We start from the raw sequence: 25,899 nt of genomic DNA, 5'->3' as shown, positions 1-25,899 counted from the left end.
CGGTACCGGACCGCACGGAGCGGATGCTCCAGCAGGGGGCGGCTCCGGCTCAGGGATGCCGCGAGCGCTGGCGCGTGTGGTCGGCGTGGATACCACCGGGTTCGCGCAGTGGTATTGGGGTCGGGCGCCGCTACTGTGCCGGGCGGCCGACCCTGCTGCGTTCCGGGACGTGCTCGACCTCGACGGGATCGACGAGCTGCTGACCTGCCGCGGGCTTCGCAGCCCGTTTCTGCGCCTGGCTCGCGACGGCGCTGTCGTCGACTCGACCGTGTTCACCGGGCCGGGTGGTGTCGGAGCGGAGATCGGCGACCAGGTGTGTGCCGACCAGGTCGCCTCCCTGTTCAGCGAGGGCAACACGATCGTCTTGCAGGCGCTGCACCGCAACTGGCCCGGTGTCATGGATTTCGTCACCGAGCTGGCTGCGGAGCTGGGCCACCCAGCCCAGGCCAACGCCTATGTCACCCCGCCGCAATCGCAGGGTTTCGCGGCGCACTACGACGTGCATGACGTATTCGTGCTCCAGCTCGCTGGGCGAAAACGGTGGACCGTGCACCCGCCCGTGCATGACGACCCACTGCGTGACCAGCCGTGGAACGAGTATGCCGACGCGGTCACGGCTCGGGCGCGCGACGAGGCGCCGACGATCGACGCCGTGCTCGAACCGGGCGACGCGCTGTATCTTCCCCGGGGCTGGCTGCACTCCGCGGTGGCCCTCGGGGAAGTGTCGGCACATCTGACCGTCGGCGTCCACGTCGTGACCCGGTTCGCACTGGTCCAGGCACTGGCCGACCTCGTTGCACGGGACGAGCGATTGCGGGCGTCGCTGCCATTGGGGGTCGACGTCTCCGATCCCGAGCAACTCGCTCCCCATCTCGAGGTAGTGCGCGCTGTCCTCGCCGAAGCCCTTCCCGGCGTTCCGGTCGAGGACGTCGCGGGGCACACGCGCCGTGGGGTGTGGTCGGGCAACCGTCCCGAGCCCATCCGGCCGATCGCCGCGACGGCGTTTGCACGCGATCTGGCCGTCGGTGCCGTGGTCCGCAGGCGGATTGGCTTGGGGCACCGGTTGATCGAGCACGATGAGCATCTCGTGCTCGAATTGCCCGACCGGCACATCACGCTGCCGCGGATCACCGGTCGCGCACTGCGTGCCGTGCTCGATGGAACGACACACCGTCTCGGGAATCTGCCTGGTCTCGACGAGGATGATCAGCTGGTGTTGGTGCGTCGTCTGCTGCGCGAAGGCGTGCTCGTGCCCGGGGCGGCGACAACGTGACTGACGCTTCCGGGCGGCCGGCTTTGCCCGGCTGTGCCATCCTCGCCGAGGCGGCCGGTGATCCTCTCGCGGGCACCGCCTCGCCTGCGGACCGCTGGTTGCTCATCGAGCACCCCGGCCCCTGGGACCGGCTCGCGCTCTCTTCCCCTGGACTGGTTCCGGAGGCGATGGCCGCACTTGCCGGCTGGGCGGACTCGGCCAACGCACGGATCGCCCTGGTGCGCCGGCACGGGCGGCCCGGCAACCCCACCCGGCCGCGCCGCTGGTTCCGGATCGATGCCCGGCCCGGCCACGAGTCGGTTCGCACCGGCTTCCACGACGGATCGGTCGGTATCACCGACGCGATGGAGGTCTCCGGCCAACCATACGAGCGTCACTTGACACTGGTCTGCACCCACGGTCGACACGATCCCTGCTGCGCCATCCGCGGACGCCGGCTGGCTGCGGTGCTCGCCGCCGGCGACCCGGACGGCACCTGGGAATGCAGCCACATCGGCGGTTGTCGGTTCGCCCCCGCCATGGTCTTGCTCCCCCACGGGTTGATTTATGGTGGTGTCTCGCCGCACGAAGCCCCTGGCGTTGTGCGCGCCTACACTACTGGCATCGTCGACTCTCGTTTCCTTCGTGGCAGGTCCTCGCTCACGCCCGCTGCCCAAACCGCGCAGCTGCACGCACGCGCCGCTATCGGCGCCACCGGCACCGATGATTTACAGGTCATCGCCGCCACCATGATCGACGCATCGACATGGCGTGTGGAGCTGACTCGACCGAACTGCACGGTCCTGTTGCGTGAGCGCACAGTCCCCGTCGACCGGCCGCTGACCTGCGCGGCGAAACCAACCGGACGCATGCGCGTGTTCGACCTGCTCGACCTGCTCGACCTGAACCGATGACTGCCGCATGCCGCCGGAGTGGCTCGCTACCCAGGCTTGTGCCCGACTGTGCCGGGCCGGTTGACGGCGAAGCACCTGCCGAATGCCACCCGTAGGCGAGGACATTTCCCACGGAAAAAGCCACTCCGGAAGCTCTCCGGTCAAACACCAGGATGGGGGCAAGCGTTTCACTGGGTGACCTGATCAACGCCCAGTAATACAAGGAGCTCGCTGGTGCGCCCGCGAAGTTCCCTCGAAGACCTCTTGAGCTCGATCAGCTGATCCACGGGCGTGGCACCGTCGGTCGGTGGATCTCCCTACTCGGTATGCGAAGGCCACGGCCTTGTGGCGGGTCGTGCTCGCTACTCGTCGAATTCGAACGGCAGTACGTCGGCGCAGCGCTCGAACTTGGCCCGTAGCTCATCCTCATCGTTGGCGCCGATGTAGATGTTGGCGATCTTGTAGCTGTAGCTGTCCTGGTCGAAGAGTTCGGAAAGGCGGTCGCCCTGGTGGGCGATGACATCGACGGTGACACCGGGGAGCTCGTGCTCGAGTGCGGTGATCTCCTCGTCGCTAGGGTGACGGCGCGATACACCGTCATGCCAGTGCCGCAGGAACCACTTGGCCGCTATCGGGTAGGGGCCGTCCCGATGGGACATTCCCGGGTCGCTGCCGAGCGCCATTCGCACCATGGCCTGGTGATTGGACACCCCGTCGACCTGCTCGAAAAGCTCGGCGTGACTTTGCGAGTGCCGGGGATTGACCTCCAACACGTTGAGATCGTCGGTTTCTTCGTCCCAGAAGAACTCGATATTGAAGGTCGTGTCGTCCAGCTCGATCTGATCGAGGATGCGCGTGGTGATATCGGCCATCCGGTCGTTGACCCGGTCGGGGACCGCTGCGGGATACTGGAAGCGGACGAAGCTCGAGCTCTGGTCGTGAGTGATCGAATCGACCACACCCAGGATGTGGGCCCGGCCACGATAGCGGTATCCCTCTACGGTCAGCTGCCGCCCGCTGATGGCCTCTTCGGCCAGGCAGGCCATGCCGCCGGCGGCGGCGATCTCGGGGGGTAGGTCGAGATGCTCGAGCAAGATATCGAAGGGCTCTCCGATCCGGCCGATTCCTTGGCGAATCTGGTCCAGCGCATCGCGGAATTCCTCGATGTCGGACACGCTGTAGGCAAGGTCGGAGGAAAAGGACTTCACCGGCTTGACCCACATCGGGTAGTTGACACCTTCGGGCGGCTCGGTATCGCGTTCGAGGTCGACCAGACCGAAGCGCGGATACTCGTCGATCACCTTTTGCTGCTCGAGGCGGCTCCAGTACTTGTGCTCACACTTGACGATCGCATTGAGGCTCGCGCTTGGCAGGCCGCCGACCCGGCGGCACAGGATCGGCACCATAGTAGTGACCGGGAAATCCCAGAAACCGATGATCGAGTCCACCGCAACATTGATTCGCTCCAACTGGGTCTGCGCTTTCTCTAACAGCTCGCGCAGCGGGATGGTCTTGCCATACTGCAATTCCGGGATGGTCAACAGCGAGTGAAAACGGTACCTTTCGGCATCTGGCAGACGCTGCAGCACCTGATGGTTGTGGTCATCAAGACCCAACACGAACACATTCTCGGACATGGATCGTATCTCAAACTCCAACAGTCAACACGGAACCGTCCCCGACCGCAGGTCCTCGACAGGCAACTACGGTCGGGGCTCCGCGGTGAACATGATTTCGTACTCACTCGGCGGCCGCGACGGGAGCACCGTCAACGGCATGGAGAGTTCGTCCCTTGCATCAGTTTTCCGATTGCTGCATCACCGCGAAATTGAGCTCACCTTGATCGTCTTGCTGGACATCGAGCACCTTATCGTCAAGGAACCGTGCTGCCTGCGGTTCAAGAAAAACCTTGGCTCCTTCGTTGGAGCCGAGCACTTGATCGTCCTTTTCCGGTGTGGCCGCAACGGATAACACGAGTTGCGATTCCGCCTCCGGCTCGTTCTGCATCGCCAACCGCAGCCCGTTTCCCTGCTGTTGACCTTCTTGGGTGGTCAAGGCACCGATGGCCTTCACGGCGGCTTCTGTCATGGCGAGCATGTGTTCGGCCCTTCCTTTCGGTTGTGATCGTGCTGTCTGCTTGGGTCAGTCATCATCGGTCTCGTTGCCGCGGTTGTCCGGTCGGCTGGCCGCCACCGGATCGTCCTCGGCGCCATATTCCCCGTCCGTCACCCAGCACGCCCCGCGGTCGTTCAGTGACGGCTCGGCCACTATTCGCGGTGCATCAGGTCGGTGACCAGACCGGGTTTGCTCCGACGTGTCACGACACCAGCTCCCACACGAAGGGACCATTTCCCTTATCTCTTTTATGCCCAGCCTGTCTTGTTCGTAAACGTGCGGCGGTCAGGGAAAGGCGGCGAGTCGGGCCTCGCGTCCCTTCGTCACCACTGGAACCTCGTTCTTGCCTGCCGCGGGTGTGCCGGGAAGCTGCCATTCGGTGACGAGAGGGATCGGGGTTCCCCGTCCGGCTCAGGTTCCACCGGCAAGGTCGTTCCGCGCAGGTGCGCTCATGTCGTCAGCACCGGAAAGTTCGGCTCTGCTGCTGGACAAGCGACGGTTTCTCGTCACACAGTCGCTGTGTCAGTCGCCAGGCGATAGACCGACTGCCGGGGGCGCGAGCTCTTTGTCGACCAGTCGGTCGGCGAGCCAATGTTCGATTCCCCGCATCGCGGTAGCGGCCATCGCAGTCGGGAAAGAGGTGAAACCGTGCACCGACTCGGGATACACTCGCAGGTCCACATCATTGCCTGCGGCGCAGAGCCGAGCCGTCATCGCCAGGTTGTCCTCGAGGAGGAAATCCGAGCTGCCGACGACCAGCAGGGTCGGCGGCAGAGCATTGAGGTCACCGTAGAGAGGGGAGATGTCAGGGTCGGTTCGATCGGCGACGTGGCCGGCATACGCCTGGATGAAGAACTCATCGGCGAACAGCCGGCCGCTGGGGGATTGGCCGCTGAGGTCGTAGGCACCGAACTGGAGGGCGGCACCGGCAAATGACTCGGCCAGATCCCGATCTCGCAGGCGCAGCAGGGTGGACATGGCCAGGTTGGCTCCCGCCGACGCTCCGCCGATCGCCAGCTTGTCGGTTCCGAACAGTGACTCGGCTTGTTCTATGAGCCAGCGGGCGGCGGTTTCGCAGTCGTCGGGAGCCGCAGGCCACGGGTCCTCGGGCGCCAGCCGGTAATCGACGCTCACGACGACCGCCCCGGTCGCCTCGGCGAGGCGGGCATTGCGGGCATTGCGTGCATGGCGAGCGTCATGGGCATTGCGGGTGTCACCCCCGATTGCTGAGCCGAGGTAGAAGCCGCCACCGTGGAGATCGAGGTAGGCACCGCTGATCTCATTTGTCTCGGGGAGAGTGATCCTCACCGGAGTCTGGCGCCCACCGGCCTGCACGAGGCGCTCGAGCGCGGTGCTGCCGGACTCGGCGGCAGAGACTGAGGGTTTGCCGCGGGCCCGCCACAGCCCATGGGTGGTGGCGGGATCGGGTTGTGGCTGCTCGTCACCGGCAGGCTTCGCCGCGGCGTTGAACTGCTTGCTCTCCTCGACGAAAGCGGTCAGCTCTTCGTCGATCAGTCGATTCAGTCCAACCTGCATGTTCTGTCTCCCCGAGACCGCTTGCAGTCGCCGCTTATCCCGATACTTCCTGGTTCGCTGCATGCCACCCTGCGATCCCGTCAAGCGCCATCGAGCAAACTGGGATCACAGGCCGGTTTCCCGGGCACCGGACGGCTTACGTTGTGGCTACCCCGCTGGGCTTGAACACAAACGTCCTGTGGTTGTCGGCGACGCGTCATGGCGACAAGCATGGGTGAACGGATGACGACGGTATTTGCCTGGTCCGCCGCGACTATCGGTATAGCGCACCGGTGGCGCCGCTGGAAGCGTCGTTGCTCCCCATCCGGTGTTTAGGCCCGCGGCGTTTCGGGCACCCCTCAATCGGGCCACCGGAGAGGGCCCTGCCCTAGACCCTGGCAGACATAGCGAACAGCCCCGTGACCTCGCGCAGCGTCCACGACTGTACGTTGACCGATTTCATGATAGGCGGACCGAACCTGAAACGCGCCCGATCGTAGGGTCTGCCGCGCCCAATGCAATGTGCCTTACAGCCAGAGCAGCCTCTGGCTCTCACCAAATCATGGTGCGCTATCTCGGTGGGACTCGCGCACGTGACTTCTTCCAAGGGGCCTGACCCGGTAATACCGGGCCTGACCGAAACAAACCGAAATCAGCTACACGCCAATGCCAGTGGCAGCGTCCTCAGAGGTGAATTACTGATGAGCCACGATTCAGGTATCGAGACCACGCCGGATCCGTCCGTGGGCCAGTTGATGACCCAGCTGTCCGAACAGACCTCCCGGCTGGTCCGCGACGAGCTCCAACTCGCCAAGACCGAGCTGAAGGACACTGCGAAGCATGCCGGGCTCGGCGCGGGTCTGTTCGGTGCCGCGGGCATGTTCGCGCTCTTCGGGGTGGGGACCCTGATCGCGACAGTGATCATCGTGCTCGCGTTGGTGTTACCGCTGTGGGCATCGGCATTGATAGTCGCGGGCGCGCTGCTGGCCATCGCCGGTATCGCAGGATTAGTCGGTAAGCAGCAAGTACAGCAGTCTTCCCCGACACCGCAACGCACCCTCGAGAACGTTCAACACGATGTCCACCACGTACAGGAGGCCGGTCACCATGACCACACCCACCAATCCTGCCCCCCCCGGACCCCGGTAAACCCACGATCTCGAAGCCGGGCACCTCCACCAGTCCGCAGCAGCCCGCGTCCGCGCAGGCTGACACATCCGGCACCGCGCAACCACCAGACACCTCGACGAAACCGAAGCAGATGAACCCGCAGAGCGGCGCGGCCATGGTGCCGGAATCCGACACCGAGAAAAGCGCGCAACCAGGCAAGGATGCCAGTGCTGACGAGCTGGTGTCAGATATTGAACGCACCCGCGAAGAGCTCGGGAACACCGTTGACGCACTGTCGGAAAAGTTCGACGTCAAGGCGCAGGCACAGCACGCGCTGCACGATGTCGCAGGCCGCGCCACCGAGCAGGCCCAGGCCGCCCGAATACGCGGTGACCGGCTGCTTACCCGCGTGAAAGACACCGTCACCGACGACGGCAGCCCCAAACCAGCGGTACCGATCAGCGCCGTGCTGTTTGCCGTGCTGCTCACCGCCCTATGGATACGCGCCAGGAGGCGGCGATGAACCACTCCGCAGCACGGCACCCGACCAGCACGTCGGCGAAGATCCTCTATCGCCCCGTGGGCATGGCGGGATCGATCCTCGGCGGGCTACTCGCGAACGTGATCTTCAAGAAAATATGGCAGCAGGCCGCGCCCGGACAGCGCCCGGACCCACCCGGCGCGCTCGCGACCGGACCCTCGTTCACGACAATCCTTCTCGCAGCCGCCCTACAAGGAACCATCTTCTCCGTCGTCAAAACACTCATCGACCGGGGTGGTGCCCGCGTGTTCACACGGTGGAGCGGCGAATGGCCCGGCGACTGAGCTTCGGGCCATTAGCCATCGTGCTCATGGGCGAGTCCTGGCGCAACTTCCACCACGCCGCCCCGACCGGTGCACGCCACGGTGGCCGCGGAGACCGACTCGACATGTCCGCTCGCGTCATGCGGCTCTTCGGGAAGCTGGGCCGGGCAAACGTGCGCGGGTCGAAGCCGGAACGCCTCGCAGGCAAACTCAGGGCATCCACCCAAGCCTGCGCGCGCTTCGCGGTTTGGACGCCGTGCGTTGGGGGTATTCCTAGTCGGCCGAGGACTTGCGAAGTCTGGATCCTCTTCGTGGGCTTCCCGCCAATACCGATTTCAGAATCCATGCGCGAGGCTTGTGTGCTGCGTCGGCGACGCTTTCTCGGCTGTCGCTCGGCGGGACGGGAGCTTCCGGATGGCCACACGAAAGGATAATCATGACCACCACGAACAGGCCGAACGCCGACAGGAACGACCCGGCCGCCATGATCGGCGCCGAGGTGCACGACAGCGATGACAACAAGGTCGGCGAGATCACCGACATCTACCTGGACAACGACACCCGCCGGCCCGAGTGGGCCGCGGTCAAAAGCGGGTTGTTCGGCTCGCACATATCGTTGGTACCCTTGGACAAGGGGCGCTGGGACGGTGTGGCGCTGACCATGCTGTTCGACAAGGCTGCGTTGAAGAACGCGCCACACCACGACCCGGGCAGCGAACTCAGCGCCGGGGACGAACAGGAGCTGTACCAGTACTACGGACTCACGCCACCCCCGGACCGGCGCCAACACGAGGCAGGTGCCGCCAAGGTACAGGGCGATAGTACGCACGGCTCTGGTACCGATGACGCGATGACCCGTTCCGAGGAACGACTCTATGTCGGTACCGAGCAACAGGAAACGGGCCGCGCTCGGCTGCGCAAGCACATTGTCACGGAAAATGTCACCAAGACAGTGCCGGTGAGCCACGAAGAGGTCGTGGTCGAGCGTGAGCCCATCACCGAAGCCAATCGCGGCCAGGCAACCTCGGGTGCCGACCTCAGCGAGGGAGAGCACGAAGTCACGCTGCACGAGGAACGCTTGGTGACCGCCAAGGAGACCGTACCCGTCGAACGGGTCCGGCTCGGTACGGAGACCAGTACCGAGGAGCAGACTGTCAGCGAGAACCTCCGCAGGGAGGAGATCGACATCGACAGTACCGACGGCGTCGCGGTGGATTCCTCCGGGCATGGGCGCGGCGACGGGGACACCCGGAAGTAACCGCGCCACGTACGACGGCCAGGCGAGACAACCACCTGGCCGTTGTGCGCGTATGACCAGCTCTGGCTCGGCATAACCCATGCGTGAGCAGTCCAGCTGGCGATATGAGGAAGTTTCTGGAAGCGGAGGCTTACATGTTGGTCCTGATCATCATCTTGCTTGTTTTGTGGCTCATCATCGCGGTCATCGGGTTCGCCATCAAAGGGCTCGTATGGCTTGCCATCGTCGGCATCGTCTTGTTCGTGGGCACCGCGGCGATCGGATTCATCCGGCGTAAGACCCTCCGACGCTGACCCGCGGAGTCTGGGTTCACCTGCGTTGCGGGCGTCGAGTACGACGGTGGGTATCTCTGGAGCCCGCACTTGTTCTCCGGCAAGACTCCAGCGCATGAGCGATGCGTTGCTGGCGTCGATGTGATCAGCAGACTGTGCAGCGTATCGATCATAATTCGTGCGCCTTGCGGGTCCGCGGATGTGGCCGTGGCCGACCAGACCATGTTGGAAAGATGATCCACACTGTGGGCCGCATCGCGGACAAGATCGCGCATTCGGCCAAGCCACAGTGCATCCAGGACGGCTGCGGCAAGGCGGTCGCGTTCGGTCTCGTCATCAGCGCGTACCTCGGCGAGTACCGCGCTGGGCGCCATGTGATCGCCCATGGACACGAGTAGTTCGATTTCGGCCGTGTCGCTGACCGGATGCAGAGCCTTAGCCAGTAAGCCGCCGTTGATGTGCACGGTGTAACCGGCCTGGTCCGAGGTGACTTGAGTGGTGGGCAGATCGGTGAGTTGCGGTTGCGTCCGGCAGCGAGCCAGCAATGGTTGCTGACTTGCCCGGGCTTGTACCGTCAGCTGCTGCAAGATCCGTACTGTCGCACTCGGACGGATCTGGTCGACCGTGCTGTAGACGAACACCAGCAGGGACACGAGCGTGGCCGCAGTCAGCAGCAGGGCCAGGGTCCCGGCCATGACCGCTCCGGATGGGACCAGGGCAAGAACCAGCAGGCAATACACGGTCAGGCCAACAAACAGACCGAAAAAGACCTGGTTGAGCTTGCGCCGCAGGAACTGGTCGAGCACCACCGGACTGTAGGTCGCCGACTGATGCTGTACCGCCATCAGCAGCACGAAGAAAATGATCGAGATGACCGTGAGCAGGCCCGGCGTCACGGTGGACAGCAACGTGGTCGTCGCCTCCGCGGGCACCACCGCCGCCACTGCCTGATACGCCGACCACGCCGAATTCCGTGCATGACGATCGAGCACGGTGACGATCACCGCTATGACGATCAAGAGACCGGTCACCATCAAGGGCACCAGCAAAAACTCACGCAGTGAGTAGGTCACCCGGTTGCGATGGCGTGGACGCGCCGACGGGTTTCTGCCCCGGACAACCACGTCAGATCCCTCCCATCCTCGCCCACAATTTCCAACCTACCGCGGTTCACAGGATGCGTCCGGAGCTCGTCGTCGGGTGCGTACTCGCATACCTGCCGTACGACACCACACATCTGACGATACATCTACTGGTCGGTTTCACCGCCGGTAATCGCCTGTCGGCAGCACGATCGGGGCCGAACACCTCAACCGCCTTGGCCGATACGCCTTCGCTGCGTTCCGGCTCGGTCGCGGGCACGTCGCGTTCGTGGCTCAGCTGTCCCGGTCGCAGAACCGCTGCAGCGTCCTCGGGCTACCGGACTCGGCGCAAAAGTGAGCCAGCGGCTTGGCGCGGCGCCTTGCCCGAGCGCGTTGTTCGTCCGGGTCGAGCACGGACACGAGGTCGTGTCACGGCTGCCCGGGTGCCGCGTGGGGCCGGGACGCGACGCGGCGTCCCGGCGGGGCCGAAGTGACCGGTACTTCCTGCCTGGCGCCTGGTCGCCGATGCATCAGCCCGTCCTCCGAGGAGTCGACCGTGCGGGCCGCGGCGGGTTGACTCCGGCCGATCCGTCGTCGGTTCAGCTTGGCCTCGGTGTTGTTACGAGCACGACGAGTGCGGCTGTCCCACCGGCACCGCTCCCTGCTGCGGCACCGCTACGCCGTTCGGGCGTGCGACCCCCCTGGTGGGGCAGCTATACCCGGTCACGCGGGATGCTGCGGTGCCAGTTCAGTGATCGCAGGCGTTGTTCGCCCTCGTAGGCGTCAAGCTGCGCATGCACATGGAAGTGCTCCCGGTCGGAGGTCAGCACCGTTCTGGTCACCGCGCTGGCTTTCCAGTCGCTCCGGCAGAACGAAAACGTCGAGACGACCTCGCCGCGTACCGAGTCGTATTGGTCGCCCTTCCACCCGTAACGTTCCTCGACCCGTTGGTCCACCTCCAGATCGATGTCGTCGAATCTGGTGCCGCCGGAATCCTTGACGACGTGCAGCTCGGACACGTAGTCGATGAGATCCCGAGACACTTGCCAACGCTGCTCGCCCGGCCTCGTCGCGGTGGTCGCTATCGGTGGTGTCCGCTCGGATTCGTCGAAAGGTACGACCGCGCTCCGATCCGAATCGGCTGGCTCGCGCCAGGGCAGGGTTACAGTGCTCGACCCGGCCACGATGATGAGCCGAACAGGCTCCGGCGATGGCCACGCTAGCGGCCAGTAGGAAGTGGACAGTGACACCCGTATCCGGTGGCCGGGCGGAAACGCTTGCGCCACACCGTTGAGTGGAACCCGCACCCGGTATCGTCTGCCGGGCTGCAGCGGGCGGGGGTGTTCGTGACTGTCCCGGTGGGTGAGGTTGAGCAGTCCATAGGTGACTCTCGTGGCACTTCCGTCCGGCGCGATATCGGACAGCCGTGCGGCGATCATCGCGACCGGCCGGTTCACCGAGCATTCGAGATCGAGTATCGGGGCGCCGAGGATTTCCTTGGCTTCCTCGAGCACCGGGCTGTCGAACACCAGCGAACCGCCGTCCTCCTCCCGCTGGTCATAGGGCAGGTCGGGAGGCGCGTTGTAGGAACACCATTTCCCGGCGAATTGACCCACTGACAGGGGCGATTCCACGGTGAGCTCACTCGGGTCCGTCTTCTCGTCCTGGCCACCGATCCGGTGCGGCAGCAGCGGGTAGCACACCGGCCCCACATGCGGAGACGGCCAGCTGGGTTCCCCTACCCAGCGGCCAGGTCGGACCTCGTAGGTGGTGGACGGTGGCACGCTGTCCTGCATCCAGGTGCGCAACATAGGCTCATCCAGCACCCCGGTGTCCTTGTCCTTGAGCCAATGGTCCCACCACCGCACGAGTTCCTGTAAGAACCCGATCGCGGGTCCTGGCTCGCCCAGGTGTGGATATTTGTGCGACCACGGTCCGATCAGACCCTTGCGGGGGACCTCGAGCTCGGTCATCAGCCGAAACACCGAGTTCGAGTAGCCGTCGGCCCAGCCACTCACGGCCAGCACCGGACAACGCACGGCACCGTAGTCCTCGCAGACAGAACCGTGTCGCCAGTATTCGTCGCGACGCTGGTGACGCAACCATTCGTCCAGCCACAGCCCGCTGCCGGTGAGCCGTTCTATCCACATCTCCCGCCAGCGTTGTCCCACCACCGCCGGATCAGGAGGACACGCGTTGTTGGCGAACATCGCCGACGCCCAGGACAAGTTGTCTCCAAGGAGGCAGCCACCCATGTAGTGGACGTCGTCAGCGTATCGGTCGTCAGTCGAACACACCGTGACGATCGCGCCCAGGCTGGCCGGCCGACGAGCCGCGACCTGCAGCGCATTGAATCCGCCCCAGGAAATCCCCATCATTCCTGTTCGTCCGCTGCACCATGGTTGCCGGGCAAGCCAGGCGAGTATCTCTTCCGCGTCCAAGAGTTCCTGTTCGAGGTATTCGTCGGTCAGCACCCCGTCCGACTCACCGCTACCGCGCAGATCGACCCGAACACCGGCGTACCCGTGCCCGGCCAGGTACGGATGATGCATCGAGTCCCGATGCGCGGTCAGATCCCGCTGCCGATACGGGATGAACTCCAGAATGGCAGGCACCGGCTCGTCGTCGGAGGAAGCCGGGCGCCAGATGCGTGCGGCCAGTCTGGTTCCGTCGGCAAGGGGGATCCACACGGGCTCGTCCTCGGTCACGTCGTGCGGAAGCGAGGTCACCTCGCGCAAATCGCCGCCTCCTGTTCGTCGATTTCGAACGGTGATTGGTCCAGGCATTGCCGGTATTCGGCGTGCAGTTCGTTTTCCTGCTCCACTGATTCCTTTTCCCGATCGGTATGCGCCGGGCTCACCGCACTATCGGCAAGGCGGCGCACGAACCACTTCACGGCTACCGAGAAGCGGCCTTGGCGGTATACTTTCGTGCGGGTCTGGGAGTGTCGAGGGGTGATCTCCACCAGGCTGATCGCATTGTCATTTCGGCCCCACAAATACTCGATGTCGAACGTCACCGATTCCGATCCGATCTGATCGATGCCGGTGCGCGGAATGGCGATCAACGTCGTCTGTACCGTGCCGGGCGGCATCGATGGGCAACGGAAGCGTTCGAAACTGGCGGCCTCGTCATAAGCCCGAGGCGTCGGCTCCGGGGAGAGCCCCTTCGCCAGCTCGAGCCTTGACAGGCGACGCACCCCATCCGGCGGCTGTCCGCCGGCCAGCCTGACCAGCTCGAATCGGGGAGGGGCCAAACCCGACACGAACACGTTGCGGCCCTCGTGGTCACCCATGACCAGGTGGTACCCACAATGTCTGTTCGATATGCACCGATCGCGGCTCTTTGCCCGGCACACGATCGCCGGCCGACCGGCTGGCCCGCAAGGTCATCGACATTCCGCCGCCGGACGCCACGCCCCGATGAGCACAGGGCGCGCTGGCTGGCATTCGACCGCGGCGAACCTTAGACTCGACATCATGCTGAGGCTGGGATTCGCCGTGATCGGCGTGGTCGACCTGCACCGTGCGATCGCCTTCTGGACGGCGGCCCTCGATCTCGTAGCAGCCGACGAATGGGGTAACGACGATTGGGCGACCCTGCATCACGCGGACGGCTCCGGGCGGGCGCTCGGACTGCAGCGCAGCCGGTCACCGGTCGAGAAACACCCACGCGTGCACCTCGACCTCTTCGTGGACAGCCCTGCCGAACAAAAAACCGAGGTCGAGCGGCTCATCGGACTCGGCGCCACCAAGCTCGACTGGGACCTGTATCCAGCCACCCCCGATTTCGTCGTCCTATCCGACCCCGACGACAACGCTTTCTGCGTCGTCGACTTGAGCCAGGCACCCTCTCAGGCCCCCGGTCAAATTCAGGCAGAGCGCACCACACCGGTAGGCGGCCCGCCGGACGGACAAGGGAACTAATGCCGACCGTCAACGGTCGCGTTTCTCCAACTGACCGCGCGGGCTGACAAATTCTGGTCGCGTTCGGTGACGCGGTGCTGAAGTCGGTCGATGTCGACCGGAGTGCTCGACCCCGATTCCCGCCATACCCGTTTATCGCCGTCGCGTGACGACTTTGCCTTCCTCCGGTGAGCCAGCCGGTAGACGGTTGATCAAGGCCCACTGATCGATTTCTGGAGAGCAGAAAGGGGACCGGCTCCGGAGACCAGCCGTGGCCAGCCTGCCTCGCGTCATCGGGTCGGCTCGTCGCGCTTGGCGGCGTGCAGGACGGTACGGCGCTGTTTGTGTCGTTCTTCGTAGGTGGCGACGGTGGCTCGTTGCTCCGGGGACAGTGCGCGTAGGCGCGGCATGATCTCGTCGACGGTCATTTCGTCGTAAGCCGCCCACGGTTCCGTGCCGCGGAGTTCGTCGATGCGCCGCAATACGGTGACACGAGCGTGATTGTTCGCCTCGTAGCCTTCGACCTGGTGCAGCTCCCGTTGCGACAGCGCGGGTAACCGCGGGAGCAGTTGCTCGACCGTCAGGTGCGCGTAATCGGCGATCGGTAATTCCTCGGGAGTACTGGCCAAGCCGCTGAGCTCACCCTCCGCCGCGGCGACGCCGGGGATCCGGCGGGCGTTTTCACGCACTTTTCGGGCCCACCGACGTCCTTCGCGGTCGGTACGTGCCAGTAGCTCTTCTCCGCGCCGCGCCAGCTCGGAGTACGCCTCATTGGCCCGTCCGGTCCACTGGTGACGATCCTGCCACGCTTGCGTGACTTCTCCCTGCACTCGGTCAGCGGCCGCCCGGGTCGCTTCCGTGACTCGCCGTGTATGTCGCCATACGTTCATGTCCGACTCCTGCCGTACTGGCTACGATACGAGATAGGGAGCCGTACCCACGTGTTCGGTGTTCAAACATCGGTCTGGGTGCTCTCGATCCTCCGCTGCGGACCCGGCTCAACGCATGTCGCGTAAGGCCGGCAACAGCTCGTCGCGGGCGAACTCGAAAAATCCCTCTTGGTGCTCGCCGCCGATCTGCACCAGCGCGAGATCGGTGAACCCGGCATCGCGAAACGCCTGTGCGCTCTCGACGATCGGTTCGGGGTCGGGTCCGCACGGGATGGCCGCGGCCACATCCTCCTCCGTCACGTACTGAGTGGCCGCCGCGAACGCATCCGTCCCCGGCAGCTCGGCATTCACCTTCCAGCCGCCCGCGAACCAGCGGAACTGTTCGCGCGCCCTGCGGATGGTCTCTCGCTCGTCCGCACCCCAGGCGATGGGCAGCTGCCCGACCTTCCGTGCCGGCGGATCCGGTGCCCCCGCATCCCATGCCGAGCAGAGTTCGCTGCTGGGATCCACCGAGATCATCGCGTCGGCGACCGGCGCGTACCTGGCCACCGACTGCGCACCGGAAACCGCGACCCCGATCGGCACCCGCACATCCGGTAGGTCCCACAGCTTTGCCGAATCCACGCGGTAATGCGTGCCGCGATAGTTCACGTGCCCGCCATCGAATAGGGCACCGATGATCGTGATCGCCTCGTCGAGCATCTCGTGCCGGACATTCACCGCCGGCCAGCCACCGCCGAGGATGTGCTCGTTGAGGTTCTCCCCGGCGCCGAGCCCGAGCGTGAACCGGTTACCCGATAACAGCTGCACCGTCGTGGCTTTCTGTGCGACGACCGCGGGGTGGTAGCGCAATAGCGGACAGGTCACGTAGGTCATCAGTTCGACGCGGTCGGTCGACTCGGTCACCGCGCCGAGCACGCTCCACACATACGGTGCGTGCCCTTGTTCGCGCAGCCATGGCGAGAAGTGGTCGCTAGCGACCTCGAAGTCGAACCCCGCCGCTTCCGCGGCCGCGGCGTCTCCCACGAGTTGTTTCGGGCCCGTCTGCTCGGTCATCAAGGTGTACCCGTACCGCATAGCCTCGTCGTACCCACGCTGTGGCTCGACAAAACGGTTTGCGCTACGGCGAGGCTCACACCGCCGGGTATTTCCTCCGCGCCTATTTCCTCCGCACCGAGGATCGCCCGCCGGACTACGCGGATTTCGGTCGTCGCACCGTGTGCTGCAAGGAAGAGATCGTCCGGGTGCTTCTCGGTCATCGGTCGGCGCTCTGGCCGCTGCTCAAGAACAACTGCTCAACAACAACGATGAGAACCCCGACCAGGCACTGCGAACCGGTCGTGACACGGCTCGGATCGGTCCTGAGTCACCGTACCGACAGCCCTCTCGGATGACAGCCGCCAGGTCCATCATGTCGAGGAGGGTCAGGTCTGGCCGGTTTCGAGTTCCTGGCTGTGCCGGGTGAGGAGTTCGGTCGGTGGTTGTTGGCCGGTGGCCAGTTCGTGGGCGACTTCGGAAAGACGCCGGTGGTTTCGGTGGGCGTAGTGGCGCAGCAGAGTGTAGGCCTGGTGCATTTGGAGGTTGCCTGCTTCGGCGAGGATGCCTTTGGCTTGTTCGACGACGGTGCGCCAGTGCAGGGTGGCTTGTAGCTGTTCGGAGAGTATCTCGTCGCGGTGCACGGCGCGGTGCTGGAGCAGTCCGATGGTGGCGACGTCGGCGAGGGCTTGCCCGAGTGCGGCGCTGTTCTCGTCGACCGGGATGGCCTCGCGGTTGAGCAGGGTCAGCGCGCCGATGGTTTGCTCGCGCGAGCGCATCGGGATCGCGTATGCGGCGCGGTAGCCGGCGTGGGTCGCGGCCTGGGCGAACTGGGGCCACCGGGTGTTTTCCTGGTTGAGGTCGCCGCTGGCTATCGGGGTGCCGGTGCGGGCCGCGTCTTGGCAGGGCCCGCCCCGGGTTTGGGTGGCGAACAGGTTGACCAGTTCGGCGTGTTCGGTCGAGGTGGCGGTCGGGCGCCATCCGCCGCGCTGGTCGGAGAGCATGACCCCGGCGGCGGAGACGGAGAGAAGTTCGACGGCGCGTTCGGTGAGCAGGGTCAGGAAATCGAGGACGTCGAACTCGGTGACGAGCGTGTCGGCCAACGTCACGAAGGTGGCGGCCAGTCGTTGTTCCCGGGCGCTACTCATCACGGTCCTTCCTGGTGCTGCTTCGGCACGGTGTCGTCTCATGGCCGGGTCGTCTCATGGTGTTCCCGGCACGTGTTGGTTCAGGGGTCATCGGGGCTAAACCGCAGTGTGCGGCCCACCACCTGGGAGGCGACCTCGGCGAGTGGGAGCTGGTTGGTGTAGGCGTAGCCGCGCAGTCGCAGCAGTGCGGCGTCGGTGGTGGCGGCGAGCTGCACAGCGACCATGCCGGTGGCCTGATGCACCTCGGCGTGCGAGTCGGCCAGCCAGCTCATGTCGTCGGTACGGTGTCCGTCCAGCTCGGTGATCACCGCGTGGGTGGCCAGCTCTGCCAGGATCAGCGCGTCGGCCACCTGCGCCTGGGTCAGTGGGCCGGGGGTGTCCCGGTAGCAGTCCAGCGACCCGAGCCGCACCACTCCGATTTGGAGGGGGAAGGAGAATACCGCTGCCGCACCGAGTTCGAGGGCGTCGCGGGTGAAGGCCGGCCAGCGGGCGGTCTCGTTCGCCAGGTGGGCGACCAGGACCGGGCCGCCGGTGCCGAAGGTGTCCAGGCACGGGCCCTCGCCGACCGTGAGCTGCAGGTCTTCGAGCCCAGCGCTGACTTCGTTGGAGGCGTGGACCAGCCCGCGGCTCGGCCCGTGCCCGTCGCTGTCGCCGAGCTGGGTCAAAACGGTCGCCCCGGCACCGGTCACGGCCAGCTCGGTCACCAGGCGGGTACAGATCAGGCTCATCTGCGAACCGTGCTCGCCATCACCATCGGCGTTCAGCAGCTGTTCGAGTTGCTGGCGCCGGTGCTCGTCCATGACCGGTCCTCCTGTTCCGGGCTCGATGCCGTCGGCGCTAGCTCGACCGGCGACGGTCGCGGCCCTGGGCCAGCCAGCTTGCCACGTCGACCAGTTTCAGATTCGTGGTCTGCGAGCTGTGTACCAGCATGCTGAACGCGGTCTCGGCATCCACATCGAACCGCTCGATCAGAATTCCCTTGGCCTGCCCGATCACGTCCCGGGTAGCTAACGCCCGGTGCAGGCTCGCGGATTCCTGCGCTCCGGCCAACACCAACGCGGCGTGCGAGGCGAACAGTCCACCAAGCGTCTGCGACTCGGCATCGAACCCCTCCCGGACGCTGGAGTACAGGTTCAACGCGCCGAGTGTGTCCTCCCTGGTGAACAACTGAAACGACAACATGCTCGCCACCCCGCATGCGGCTGCCTCCGGGGCGAACCGTGGCCACCGATCGGCCTCGGCAACCAGGTCGTCGACCAACACGGTGTGCTCATCCCACAACGCGGTCACGCACGGTCCCTCCCGGTAGGTGGACTGCAACTGATCCACCTCGGCCACCGTGCTGCTGGACGGGGTGTACGAGATGATCGCGCCGTCACTGTGCAGCAACGACACCCCCGCATGCTCCGCGCCGGGCACCGTGGCCACCGCCGCGGACACGATCGACCGCAACATGTCGTCCTCAGAACCAGGTCGCTCACCGAGCTCACGAGCCGCGGCCGCGAGCGCGGTCACCAGTTGATCGCCGACTTCGGCGGGCACCGGCTCCTCCGCGGACTGCGTTCCCATCCCTCTCCCTACTTCACACTGTGAGGTCCTTACTACGCCGAGACTACGCGGCAACCCCACCGCGATCGAACTTCAGCGGAATTTTCAACTGCCGAAGCGCAGGGCGGTGCAACCTACACGTCCACGGTACCCGCGGGCCACCGCGCCGAGGGGGCTCGAGTTTCCCGGTGCATGCCCCCGGTCGGAACGAGTGTCTATCCGACATCTCGACACGGTGCCTTTCCCCAGCGCAGAGCAGCACCCTACCCGCTCCGACATATCCGTCAACGCTCGACCATGTCGAAACACGGTGCGCGAAGAACAGCGGCTGCCACCCCATTCCGCCGAGGACGAAACATGGTTAGCGAAAAATTCTTCGCTTGTTCGTAGCATTTCCTTCGATCGAGCGAACACCTCGAAATCCCGGGCCAGAACGGCAATCCGCCTTCCGGATCGGATCCGTATTACGGATGCAAGAGTGAGAAATAGTGAAAGGACACATTCTGATGCAGAAGATACTCAAGCGTACGGTTGCCGTCGCGGCTGTTGCCGCTCCGTTGACCCTGGCACTGTCCGGGTTGGCCTCAGCCGACACCTACGGGCAGACGAACCAGCACGCCGGTTCCAAGGCAGCGATGTCCAGCTCCCAGCAGGCCAGCACGGGTGGCCACGGCGGTGGCGTCTCGTACGACCAGAGCTGGCAGCAAGCCGGCCCGAACGGCGCGGACTCCAACTCAGTGCACTCCAGCATCGGCAGCGGCGGCAATGGCGGCGCCTCGTACGACCAGAGCTGGCAGCACGCGGGCCCTGACGGGGCATCCAGCTCCGCCACCCACGCTTCCGCGGGTGGCAACGGCGGAACACATGAGGGCGGCGGTCTGCTGAGCAGCCTGCTGTAACGGGCTCGGCCGGGTCGACCTGCAAACGATTACTTCGGCATGCTCGCAGGCGACATGGCCGAACAGGACGAAGCCGTGTGCGGCGTAGATCGCGGTATGAGTGTTCGCTCCGGAGAGCATGGGCGCCCGAAAGGGAGGGAGCATGCTCTCCAGAGCAACATCACCGTGCGGTGGCCCGTGCTGATTCTGGGTCCCGATCGCCCACTGGCGTGTGTGTCCGGTGCTGTTGAGTTCGAGATCGAGACGAAGGCGGTTTCGGGGTGAGCGAACGCGATCCGATCGTCCTCTTGCGCTGGATCTCTGGAATTTCGCCGAACGATGCGCACGAAGCCGGTACTGAGAGCGTGTCTTACATGGTGATTAGTCGCTGATAAGCGATGATCTTGGCTGTGGTTGATCGTTTGTCGTTACGGTTGGTGCCGGATGAGCTGTGGGCGCTGGCGGAGCCGTTGATCCCGGTGTTCACGCCGCGCCCGCAGGGCGGTGGCACTGCCCCGGTGGACGCTCGTTCGGTGTTCACCGCGATCGTGTACGTGCTGACCAGCGGTTGTGCGTGGCGGGATCTGCCGCCCTCGTTCGGGGTGCCGTTCCAGACCGCGCATCGCCGCTTTGCGCAGTGGACCAAGGCCGGGCTGTGGCGGCAGCTGCATCGCGTGCTGCTGGACGAACTCGGCAGCCAGGGCCTCATTGATTGGAGCCGCGCGATCGTGGATGGTGCCTGCGTACGGGCGAAAAAAGGGGATCCATGACCGGCCCCAGCCCAGTCGATCGCGGCAAGCCCGGCTCGAAGATCCATGCCCTGTCCGACCGTGCTGGGCTGCCGCTCGTGGTCGCTGTCTCCGCGGCTAACACCCACGACAGCCACGCCCTCAAGCCGCTGGTGATGGCTATCCCGGCGATCCGCTCCCGTCGTGGCCCGCGGCGTCGCAAGCCGGCCAAGCTGCACGCCGACAAGGCCTACGACCAGCTCAACCTGCGGCGCTGGGTCCGCGACCGCGGCATCACAGTCCGCATCGCCCGCAAAGGCATCGAATCCAAAGACAAACTCGGCCAGCATCGCTGGGTCATCGAGCGAACCATGGCCTGGTTCACCGGATATCGCCGTCTCACGTTGCGCTACGAACGCAAAGCCGAGCACTTCCTCTCCTTCCTCATCCTCGGAGCCAGCCTCACCTGCCACAAAAAACTCCGCAAACTCACCACATGAGACAAGCTCTGAATGCGTTCGCGACCACGTCGGTGACGGCTGGCCGAGCGCGCGGAAATAGTGATCGCAAACGCCCGAGACACCGAACCCCTGGTTCGGGCGCACTTTTCGTGGATCACGCTAAGAAGGTGTCTCATTTGGTGAGTTCCTTGTAGCAGGTGGGGGCTGCGGCGAGGTGAGGATGATGATCTCCACCACCTTGAGCCCGGTCATCTGCTCGATCGCGCAGATCACGTTGCGCCGCACCGATCGGGCCAGATCGACGGTGGAGACGCTGTAGTCGACGACCAGCTGCAGGTCGACCGCCGCCTCCCGCTCGCCGACCTCGAAGGCCATGCCCTACCCCGCGGAAGCGCTGGCACCGGGAATCTGCTCGCGTAACGCGCTGAACGCCCTCGTGGCGCCACCGCCGAGTGCGAAGACGCCGGGCACCTCGTGCGTCGCGAGCCCGGCGAATTTCTGCACCACGGTGTCGGCGACGGCGATGCTCCTCCGGGCAGCAATGGCATCGCCAGGTCCGGACGGTCCCGCCGTTGATCTGCGGTTTCCCGGTGTGGAGCGGCCGTCAAGCAGTACGACGAGCCTGATCGCTTGGAACAGCGCGTGAAGCGTGGCCGTGGCCGGCTCGAACGCCGGCCGCCGCGCGACGGCGGCAGCAAAGTCCAGAACCAACATCGGACCACCGGTGGCGATGCCGCACCGGCAGCATTCGAATTGCCGAAATCAAGACAGGTCAGGAGGTACCAGCGCCGTCTATGCGGGTTCGACGAGGATGGGGTCGTCGATGAGGATGGCGGCAATATCACGGATTTTGCGGTTGGTGTGCTGGGAGACATCGGTGATCCATGCGAAAGCTTCTTCGGAGCTGACCTGGCGTCGGGCCATCACGATGCCTTTGGCGGTCGCGATCAGGTCGCGGGTGGCGAGTGCGGTCCGCAGTTGGTCGGCCAACGCGCTCGCGCGTTCCCAGCGGCGTGTGGTCAGGACGAGTGCGGATGCCGCGCCGCTGAACATGGTGACCAGTGCTGCTTCGACCGGGTCGAACGCCGCGGGCTGGTCGCTCCACACGTTCACCGCGCCCGCCGCCACGGTGGTGGCGGGCGCGGTGTGCGCCGTGGTGGTGGTGTCGTCGGGCAGGACCAGCGCACACGCGAGCACGGTCGCGATGCCTGCTGCGGTGGCGGTGTCGGCGAACTCAGGCCACCGGCCCCTGAGCTGGGCGAGGTCGGCGCGGATGGTGGTCGCGGTGCGCAGGGCGTGCAGGCAGGGCCCGTCGCCGGCGCGGTACTGGGCCCGATCGAGGTCGAGAACTTTCTCGTGGGTGGTGGCGATGGTGCGCGGCTGTCCGTTGTCGATGAGGGTGACCGAGGCGGCGGTGGCAGCCGGTATCAGCGAGGTCACCCACTCGCACACTCGCTGCAGCACTGCGGGGAGGGGCTCGCCGATGGTGATGGTATCGGTGAGCTTCCGCAACGCGGCCGCTGTGTCGTCGATCTGGGTCATGCTCCGTTGCCATCTCTCTCCGCCGTTACGACCGGACGAGCCGGCGCGGACCGCGGCCGGCCGTAACGGTGATTCGGAGCTGTCAGCGTTGCGGATGGTTCAGGATCACGGCCAGATCGGCAGTACCGTCGGTGACTGAGCGCGCGAGGTCGGTCAGACGTTGATGGTGGGCACGTGCGTAGCGGCGTAGCTGTGCGAACGCATCGTCCATGGAGACCGCGCCGTGCGCGGCGAGCACGCCTTTGGCCTGTCCGATCACGATGCGGCTGTGCAGCGTGGTCTGCAGCTGCCCGCTGAGCTGGTCGCCGTGTTCGATGGTGCGTTGTTGCAGAATCCCGATGGTGGCGACGTCGGTCAGTGCCTCGGCGGCCGGTTCACGACGTTCGGTCTGGCGTGATGAGGAAGTAGTGCTCGGGTGTTTTGCTGCCGAATCACCCGGGTAGTCCGGTGATCTGCAGCGCTGCCCCAGTCCCCGGCGGCACGAGTCCATGCGTCCCTGTGGGAGTGGCCGTGGTAACCATCAACGATCAGTCGAGGCTTTGCCAGACACTGCTGGCGCGGGCGGGGCACGGTGACACCGCCGCGTTCGCCGGACTGTACGACCACACCGCACCGGCCGTGTACGGGCTGATCCACAGCATCCTGCCGGACGTACGACAGGTCGAAGAAGTCACCTGCGAGGTGTACTTGCACGTTTGGCAGACAGCCTCCCGTTACAACCCGGGCCGCGACGACGTGTCCACGCTGTTGATGACCGTCGCTCGGCGGTATGCGCTCGACCGGCTCCGGACCGCCCCGCCCCGCGATGACCCGTCAGGCCAGCCGCCACGAGCCGTGCCGGACGAGGACCTCGCCAACCTCCTCAGGCGGCTGTCGGGCGCTCAACTGGTCGCCGCGCTGCCCGTCGCGTCGCGTGAGGCGCTGGTCTTGATCTACTTCCGTGGACAGACCCTGTCGGAGGTCGCCGAGCTGCTCGGCATTCCGGCGGACACGGTGCTGTCCCGGCTGAACGACGCACTCTCACGTCTGCGTCAGCATCACCGCAGCCACTCTGTCGATGCACCAACCTGCGCCGGGAAGACACACCGGCCCCATCAGCGGGAGAACGCGCGATGACTGCTGCCCCCTGGCCGGCCGAGGCCACAACGGCAGAACCGTCCTTCCGTTCTGCTGACGCGACGTTACGTTTCGAGCGGCGTGCGCTCTCCGCGATCCGCCACGCCGCCCGCTGTGGGCTGTTCACCGTACATGAGGCCGCCGGCCTGGTGGACCGCGTTCGCGCCGTGACCGCCGAGACGCTCGCCCTGCTGACCGCAGGCACCGAAGACTCGGAAGGCTGCGACGGATGAGTGCACCGGAACCCGGCTCCGCGAGCGACCCCGTCGCGACCTGTCCTGCACGCGGCACCGTCCATTTCAGCCCGACGGGATTCGATGGCGCACTGACTGGCGACGCAGATCACCTGGAACTGACCGATGGTCGACGCGTCCGCATCGCGGTGCGACGCTGGCACGGCGCGGCCGACCACGGTGACCGGCGCCTGCTGGACTGCTGTCACGGACCCGCCATCGACCTGGGCTGCGGACCCGGGCGGCTCGTGCACACGCTGGCGGCCCGCGGCCTCGCCGCACTCGGAGTGGACATGTCGCCGTGGGCTGTGCGGTACTGCCAGGCCAGGGGAGCACCCGTCCTTCAGCGCGATGTCTTCGGGCCGCTGCCTGGAGCGGGCTTCTGGCGACACGTCTTGCTCGCGGACGGCAACATCGGCCTCGGCGGCGACCCGGTCACGCTGTTGCGCCGTTCCGCCGCGCTGCTGCGGCCGACGGGCACCGTGGTCGTGGAGATCGCCCCCACCGACAACGGCCTCTGGCGCGGAGCCGCACGCGTGGGCAGCTCGCCGAAATCCGGAGGATGGTTCCCCTGGGCGATCGTCGGACTCGACGCGCTCGCCACGGTGGCCAATACCGCTGGATTGCGACTGCGAGGGAGTCACCGATACCAGCAACGTCATTTCGCCGAACTCGACCGCGAATGCCGGTGAGCGCGCATGACGACGCCGACCCCACCGCCCGATCCCCGGCCGAAGCAGCACGCCGGCACGCAATCCCGCGTGGGTAGCACTTCCACGGCAGAACAATCTACAAAGGACAGTCCGGCCGAGCCGTCGTATGGGTTCCCCCGTGGGCTGTGGCGCGCACTGGAACGACACCGGCCCCCGGGGCTGGGGCGGAGCCGGGCGTGGCGCAGCCCGTTGCGGGGGCCGTGGTTGACGTCGGTGTTCGGTGCGGTTCTGCTGGTGTCGCTGCCGATCGTGATCATTACCGGCCTGCTGTCCTACATCGCCTACGGACCGCAGTTCGGCCAAGCCATCCCCGCCGATGTCGGCTGGCTGCGGCTGCCCGGCTTCGACTGGCCCACCGGGCCGTCCTGGCTCTACCGGCTGAACCAGGGGCTGCACGTCGGGCTCGGACTGGTGCTGATCCCCGTCGTGCTGGCCAAGTTGTGGTCCGTGGTCCCGAAACTGTTTGCCTGGCCACCGGCACGTTCGATCGCCCAGGTCATCGAACGACTGTCACTGCTGCTGCTGGTCGGAGGGATTCTCTTCGAGATCGCCACCGGCCTGCTCAACACCCAATACGATTACCTCTTCGGATTCAGCTTCTACACCGCGCACTACTACGGCGGCTGGATCTTCCTCGGTGCGTTCGTCGTGCACGTCGCGATCAAACTGCCGCACATGATCCGGGCGTTGCGCTCCCGGTCACTGCGCACCGAACTACGCACCGCCCGCGCCGACACCCACCCGGAGCCCGCCGACAGCAGCGACCTGGTCGCCACCGACCCCGCCGCTGCGACGGTCAGCCGCCGGGGCGCGCTCGCGATGGTCGGCGGAGGCGCGGCACTGATCGCGGTACTCACGGCCGGACAGACCCTTGGCGGCGTCACTCGCTACGCCGCCCTGCTACTGCCCCGAGGCCGCACGCCCGGGGACGGGCCCAACGGCTTTCCCATCAACCGCACCGCCACCGCGGCGGCGATCGCGCCCGCCGACACCGGACCCGGCTGGCATCTGACCCTGACCGGCGGCCCGCGGCCCGTGCTGCTGGACCGGGAAGCGCTCTTGGCGATGCCGCAGCACACTGCCGAGCTGCCCATCGCCTGCGTCGAAGGATGGTCCACCACCCAGACCTGGACTGGCGTTCGGCTGGCCGACCTCGCGTCGCTCGCGGGAGTGCCCACGCCGGGATCCACCCACGTGCAATCGCTGGAACAAGCCGGCGCATTTGGCCAAGCCACCTTGCAGGCCAACCAGACGCTGCATCCGGATGCGTTGCTGGCGCTGAAGGTCAACGGAACCGACCTGTCACCCGACCACGGCTACCCGGCGCGGATCATCGTCCCCGCGTTGCCAGGCGTGCACAACACCAAGTGGGTTCGCTCCCTCGACTTCCGGAGGGCCTGA

General features: G+C 65.7%; 26 protein-coding genes and 1 pseudogene. 13 read left to right on the top strand and 14 right to left on the bottom strand.

Annotation, left to right across the window (positions count from 1 at the left end; translation table 11 throughout):
* Window positions 1-55: 55 nt before the first annotated feature.
* Window positions 56-1,273 (top strand): cupin domain-containing protein, encoded by a 1,218-nt coding sequence (locus A37U_RS0129245; RefSeq protein WP_020500226.1) that lies wholly within the window; start codon window positions 56-58, stop codon window positions 1,271-1,273.
* Window positions 1,270-2,166, top strand: coding sequence for a sucrase ferredoxin (locus tag A37U_RS0129240; protein WP_026197725.1), 897 nt, complete (start codon window positions 1,270-1,272; stop codon window positions 2,164-2,166). The genes A37U_RS0129245 and A37U_RS0129240 overlap by 4 nt, the downstream gene beginning before the upstream one ends.
* Window positions 2,167-2,507: 341 nt before the next feature.
* On the opposite strand, the gene A37U_RS0129230 is transcribed toward A37U_RS0129240, so the two are convergent.
* From A37U_RS0129230 to A37U_RS45915, 3 genes are all read right to left on the bottom strand, one after another.
* Entirely contained in the window at window positions 2,508-3,782 is a 1,275-nt protein-coding gene (locus tag A37U_RS0129230; RefSeq protein WP_020500223.1) for an ATP-grasp domain-containing protein, read from the bottom strand.
* 160 nt (window positions 3,783-3,942) lie between these two features.
* On the bottom strand, window positions 3,943-4,242 hold the full coding sequence (locus A37U_RS0129225) for an iron-sulfur cluster biosynthesis family protein (RefSeq protein WP_020500222.1): 300 nt from the start codon (window positions 4,240-4,242) through the stop codon (window positions 3,943-3,945).
* A gap of 540 nt (window positions 4,243-4,782) precedes the next feature.
* Window positions 4,783-5,796, bottom strand: a complete 1,014-nt coding sequence (locus A37U_RS45915; RefSeq protein WP_020500220.1) for an alpha/beta hydrolase — start codon at window positions 5,794-5,796, stop codon at window positions 4,783-4,785.
* A 572-nt stretch (window positions 5,797-6,368) separates the two neighbouring features.
* Between A37U_RS45915 and A37U_RS50315 the strand changes: the two genes are divergently transcribed.
* The 4 genes from A37U_RS50315 to A37U_RS0129180 all read left to right on the top strand — a co-directional run bounded on the left by A37U_RS50315 (window position 6,369) and on the right by A37U_RS0129180 (window position 8,947).
* Window positions 6,369-7,040: a phage holin family protein gene (locus A37U_RS50315; protein WP_240437703.1), complete on the top strand. Its 672-nt coding sequence runs from the start codon at window positions 6,369-6,371 to the stop codon at window positions 7,038-7,040.
* Entirely contained in the window at window positions 7,037-7,408 is a 372-nt protein-coding gene (locus A37U_RS0129190) for a DUF3618 domain-containing protein (RefSeq protein WP_020500218.1), read from the top strand. The genes A37U_RS50315 and A37U_RS0129190 overlap by 4 nt, the downstream gene beginning before the upstream one ends.
* Window positions 7,405-7,710, top strand: coding sequence for a DUF4235 domain-containing protein (locus tag A37U_RS0129185; RefSeq protein WP_020500217.1), 306 nt, complete (start codon window positions 7,405-7,407; stop codon window positions 7,708-7,710). Before A37U_RS0129190 ends, A37U_RS0129185 begins: the two co-directional genes overlap by 4 nt.
* Before the next feature lie 415 nt (window positions 7,711-8,125).
* Entirely contained in the window at window positions 8,126-8,947 is an 822-nt protein-coding gene (locus tag A37U_RS0129180) for a DUF2382 domain-containing protein (protein WP_020500216.1), read from the top strand.
* A gap of 130 nt (window positions 8,948-9,077) precedes the next feature.
* Here A37U_RS0129180 and A37U_RS0129175 read toward each other — a convergent pair whose 3' ends face one another.
* The 3 genes from A37U_RS0129175 to A37U_RS0129165 form a co-directional block, all read right to left on the bottom strand.
* Window positions 9,078-10,292: a DUF2254 family protein gene (locus A37U_RS0129175; RefSeq protein ID WP_020500215.1), complete on the bottom strand. Its 1,215-nt coding sequence runs from the start codon at window positions 10,290-10,292 to the stop codon at window positions 9,078-9,080.
* A gap of 722 nt (window positions 10,293-11,014) precedes the next feature.
* Entirely contained in the window at window positions 11,015-13,039 is a 2,025-nt protein-coding gene (locus tag A37U_RS0129170; RefSeq protein ID WP_020500214.1) for a CocE/NonD family hydrolase, read from the bottom strand.
* On the bottom strand, window positions 13,027-13,596 hold the full coding sequence (locus A37U_RS0129165) for a hypothetical protein (RefSeq protein WP_020500213.1): 570 nt from the start codon (window positions 13,594-13,596) through the stop codon (window positions 13,027-13,029). Before A37U_RS0129165 ends, A37U_RS0129170 begins: the two co-directional genes overlap by 13 nt.
* A gap of 184 nt (window positions 13,597-13,780) precedes the next feature.
* Here A37U_RS0129165 and A37U_RS0129160 point away from each other — a divergent pair, with 184 nt between their 5' ends.
* Complete coding sequence (locus A37U_RS0129160; protein WP_020500212.1) at window positions 13,781-14,227, top strand: VOC family protein; 447 nt, start codon at window positions 13,781-13,783, stop codon at window positions 14,225-14,227.
* A 269-nt stretch (window positions 14,228-14,496) separates the two neighbouring features.
* Here A37U_RS0129160 and A37U_RS45910 read toward each other — a convergent pair whose 3' ends face one another.
* The 5 genes from A37U_RS45910 to A37U_RS0129130 form a co-directional block, all read right to left on the bottom strand.
* A complete protein-coding gene (locus A37U_RS45910; protein WP_020500211.1) occupies window positions 14,497-14,895 on the bottom strand; it encodes a hypothetical protein in 399 nt (132 codons plus the stop codon).
* A 309-nt stretch (window positions 14,896-15,204) separates the two neighbouring features.
* Window positions 15,205-16,173, bottom strand: a complete 969-nt coding sequence (locus A37U_RS0129150) for a TIGR03557 family F420-dependent LLM class oxidoreductase (RefSeq protein ID WP_020500210.1) — start codon at window positions 16,171-16,173, stop codon at window positions 15,205-15,207.
* Window positions 16,174-16,520: 347 nt separating this feature from the next.
* The gene (locus A37U_RS45905; protein WP_020500208.1) at window positions 16,521-17,279 is read right to left on the bottom strand and encodes a GAF and ANTAR domain-containing protein; all 759 of its coding nucleotides are present in this window, start codon (window positions 17,277-17,279) and stop codon (window positions 16,521-16,523) included.
* Between the two features lie 80 nt (window positions 17,280-17,359).
* Window positions 17,360-18,079 (bottom strand): GAF and ANTAR domain-containing protein, encoded by a 720-nt coding sequence (locus tag A37U_RS0129135; RefSeq protein WP_020500207.1) that lies wholly within the window; start codon window positions 18,077-18,079, stop codon window positions 17,360-17,362.
* Window positions 18,080-18,116: 37 nt separating this feature from the next.
* Window positions 18,117-18,848, bottom strand: a complete 732-nt coding sequence (locus A37U_RS0129130) for a GAF and ANTAR domain-containing protein (RefSeq protein ID WP_020500206.1) — start codon at window positions 18,846-18,848, stop codon at window positions 18,117-18,119.
* A gap of 485 nt (window positions 18,849-19,333) precedes the next feature.
* On the opposite strand from A37U_RS0129130, the gene A37U_RS0129125 reads away from it, so the two are divergent.
* A complete protein-coding gene (locus A37U_RS0129125) occupies window positions 19,334-19,726 on the top strand; it encodes a hypothetical protein (protein ID WP_020500205.1) in 393 nt (130 codons plus the stop codon).
* A 377-nt stretch (window positions 19,727-20,103) separates the two neighbouring features.
* A protein-coding gene (locus A37U_RS50310; protein ID WP_420806270.1) for an IS5 family transposase occupies window positions 20,104-20,933 on the top strand; the annotation gives its coding sequence in 2 pieces (ribosomal slippage) (window positions 20,104-20,464 and window positions 20,464-20,933; 831 coding nt in all).
* 120 nt (window positions 20,934-21,053) lie between these two features.
* On the opposite strand, the pseudogene A37U_RS53990 reads toward A37U_RS50310, so the two are convergent.
* The 3 genes and pseudogenes from A37U_RS53990 to A37U_RS45895 form a co-directional block, all read right to left on the bottom strand.
* Window positions 21,054-21,437 (bottom strand): annotated as a pseudogene (locus A37U_RS53990) (Asp23/Gls24 family envelope stress response protein).
* Window positions 21,438-21,686: 249 nt separating this feature from the next.
* Window positions 21,687-22,436, bottom strand: a complete 750-nt coding sequence (locus tag A37U_RS0129100) for an ANTAR domain-containing protein (RefSeq protein WP_020500199.1) — start codon at window positions 22,434-22,436, stop codon at window positions 21,687-21,689.
* Between the two features lie 82 nt (window positions 22,437-22,518).
* Window positions 22,519-22,926, bottom strand: a complete 408-nt coding sequence (locus tag A37U_RS45895) for an ANTAR domain-containing protein (protein WP_020500198.1) — start codon at window positions 22,924-22,926, stop codon at window positions 22,519-22,521.
* A 20-nt stretch (window positions 22,927-22,946) separates the two neighbouring features.
* Between A37U_RS45895 and A37U_RS45890 the strand changes: the two genes are divergently transcribed.
* From A37U_RS45890 to A37U_RS0129075, 4 genes are read left to right on the top strand one after another with little or no spacing between them, the layout of a single operon-like run.
* A complete protein-coding gene (locus A37U_RS45890) occupies window positions 22,947-23,552 on the top strand; it encodes a sigma-70 family RNA polymerase sigma factor (protein ID WP_157183095.1) in 606 nt (201 codons plus the stop codon).
* On the top strand, window positions 23,549-23,785 hold the full coding sequence (locus tag A37U_RS0129085; RefSeq protein WP_020500196.1) for a hypothetical protein: 237 nt from the start codon (window positions 23,549-23,551) through the stop codon (window positions 23,783-23,785). The genes A37U_RS45890 and A37U_RS0129085 overlap by 4 nt, the downstream gene beginning before the upstream one ends.
* On the top strand, window positions 23,782-24,477 hold the full coding sequence (locus A37U_RS0129080; RefSeq protein ID WP_020500195.1) for a class I SAM-dependent methyltransferase: 696 nt from the start codon (window positions 23,782-23,784) through the stop codon (window positions 24,475-24,477). The genes A37U_RS0129085 and A37U_RS0129080 overlap by 4 nt, the downstream gene beginning before the upstream one ends.
* A 6-nt stretch (window positions 24,478-24,483) precedes the next feature.
* Window positions 24,484-25,899, top strand: coding sequence for a molybdopterin-dependent oxidoreductase (locus tag A37U_RS0129075; protein ID WP_083933967.1), 1,416 nt, complete (start codon window positions 24,484-24,486; stop codon window positions 25,897-25,899).

It is taken from the genome of Sciscionella marina DSM 45152 (assembly GCF_000379465.1).
Taxonomy (GTDB): domain Bacteria; phylum Actinomycetota; class Actinomycetes; order Mycobacteriales; family Pseudonocardiaceae; genus Sciscionella; species Sciscionella marina.
The sequence above is the reverse complement of the archived record's forward strand: the minus strand, read 5'-3'. Positions and strand labels throughout refer to the sequence as shown.